Source organism: Candidatus Accumulibacter vicinus, from assembly GCF_000584955.1.
GTDB lineage: Bacteria > Pseudomonadota > Gammaproteobacteria > Burkholderiales > Rhodocyclaceae > Accumulibacter > Accumulibacter vicinus.
The window spans coordinates 117990-118688 of the sequence record NZ_JDSS02000016.1; the positions used below are offsets into that span (position 1 = coordinate 117990).

General features: G+C 59.2%; 1 protein-coding gene and 1 pseudogene. Both read left to right on the forward strand.

What is annotated here, in order from left to right; genetic code table 11:
- Window positions 1-452 (forward strand): annotated as a pseudogene (locus tag CAPSK01_RS21865) (ISKra4 family transposase); the annotation flags it as partial.
- A gap of 141 nt (window positions 453-593) precedes the next feature.
- Window positions 594-699 (forward strand): DUF3460 family protein (locus CAPSK01_RS21870; protein WP_273703112.1); only part of this gene is annotated, 106 nt, incomplete at its 3' end.

The following is a 699-nucleotide window of genomic DNA, read 5'->3' on the forward strand; positions in this document are numbered from 1 at the left end:
GGGAGCGTCAGTTCGGTACGCGATGCAAGTACCCCGTCGACTTCTTTCACGTGTGTGATGACCTCGAGGCGGCCAAGGTTTGCGCTGCCCACGATCCGAACTGGATTGAACGGCAGAAAGATTGCCTGAAAACGGACAGGCTTTTCGCGGTCTTGACAGCCCTGGCGCCTTTCCAGGAACCGGACTCCGTTCCTTCAGAAGATCCACCGGTCCGTGGGTGTTCCCGTGATCTGATCAACCGCCCAGGGCAATTCGACTATCAGGCCGCCATTGAAGCCGGCTTGCCTATCGGCTCCGGCGAGGTCGAGAGCGCACATCGCGATGTGATTCAGAAACGCCTCAAACTACCAGGCGCCTGGTGGACACCAGAAAACGCCCAAGCCATGCTGAACCTCCGCGTCACCCGTGCAAACGGCGGCTGGGATCGGTATTGGGACGCCTTGGCTGCTTGAGATCTTTGCAACCGTCACTTTCGATCACACCCGGGTGTGACGCCCGGACGAACAGGCCCAAGGGCCTTATCCGCAAGCGTATAATCATCGCTCGAGGCTGCTTGCCAGCGAGAGCGTTTTTATCCTTTGGGAGGAGGCCAGATGGCTTTGTACGAATCCGATCACACCAAATTCATGCGCGAAATGATGGCCCAGCACCCCGAATGGGCCGAGGATCAGCGCCGCGGCCGGGCGATCTGGTGGGACA